Annotated in this window: 1 protein-coding gene; it reads right to left on the bottom strand. The window is 64.3% G+C overall.

Annotated features, from left to right (window positions below; all coding sequences use genetic code 11):
- Positions 1-774, bottom strand: a 774-nt coding sequence (locus tag GWE18_RS41915; RefSeq protein WP_275191305.1) for a transposase, incomplete at its 3' end; no start/stop codon positions are given.
- Positions 775-835: the final 61 nt, after the last annotated feature.

Raw genomic sequence — 835 nt, 5'->3', positions numbered from 1 at the left:
GCCGTCGGGCTCCGTTTTCGTCGGCGTCTTGCCGCTCTTCTTGCCGCCTTCGGCGACGCGACGCTCCTCGGCCCGCGCCTTGCGTTCCACCTCGGCTGCGGCCTTGGCTTCGGCCTCCAGCGCGGCCTTGGCCTCGCGGATCTTCTCAAGCCGCTTCTGCTTGTCGGCCACCCAATCGGGCATCTCGTCGCCGCGCTTGTCGCCGTAGAGCTTATCCTCCTGCGCATCGGCGGCCTCCGCCGCCTTGAGCCAGCGGTCGACCTCCGCTGCAAGCTCCGCTTCCCGCTTCTTCATGCGATCATAGCTCATCGCCTTGTGCTTGGACGCGTTCGCCTTGATCTTGGTGCCGTCGAGCGCAACGTGCCCGAGCTTCACCAACCCGGCCTTCTCGGCCAGCTTCAACACCTGCACGAACAGGTCGGCCAGCGCCTTAAGATGCCGCCGCCGGAACTCCGAGATCGTGCGGAAGTCCGGCGCATCGCCGGCCACGATCATCATGAAATCCGCCCGCTCCACCGTCGCCCTGGCGATCCGCCGCGACGAGTAGATGCCGCTCGCATAGCCGTGTAGAAGCAGCGCCGTCATCATCCGCGGATCAAACGGCGGCTGACCCAGCCAGCTCCGGTAGCTGCCTAGGATCGTCGATAGATCAAGGCTTTCCTTGACCAGCGACACGATCAACCGCGAAACGTGGTCCTGCGGCACATAGTCCTGCACGCTCGGCGGCAGAAGCTGGACCTCGTCGATCTTCCAGGGGCGAAATTCCTTGCTCATGGCCACGCAAGGAATCAGACTCGCACCCTCTTGACCAGTCACTACTCAGACAGGCTCCTAG

The sequence above is a fragment of the Bradyrhizobium sp. CSA112 genome (assembly GCF_029051645.1).
In the GTDB taxonomy this organism is placed as follows: domain Bacteria; phylum Pseudomonadota; class Alphaproteobacteria; order Rhizobiales; family Xanthobacteraceae; genus Bradyrhizobium.
Note: the sequence above shows the minus strand (reverse complement) of the source record. Positions and strands in the feature narration are given on the sequence as shown.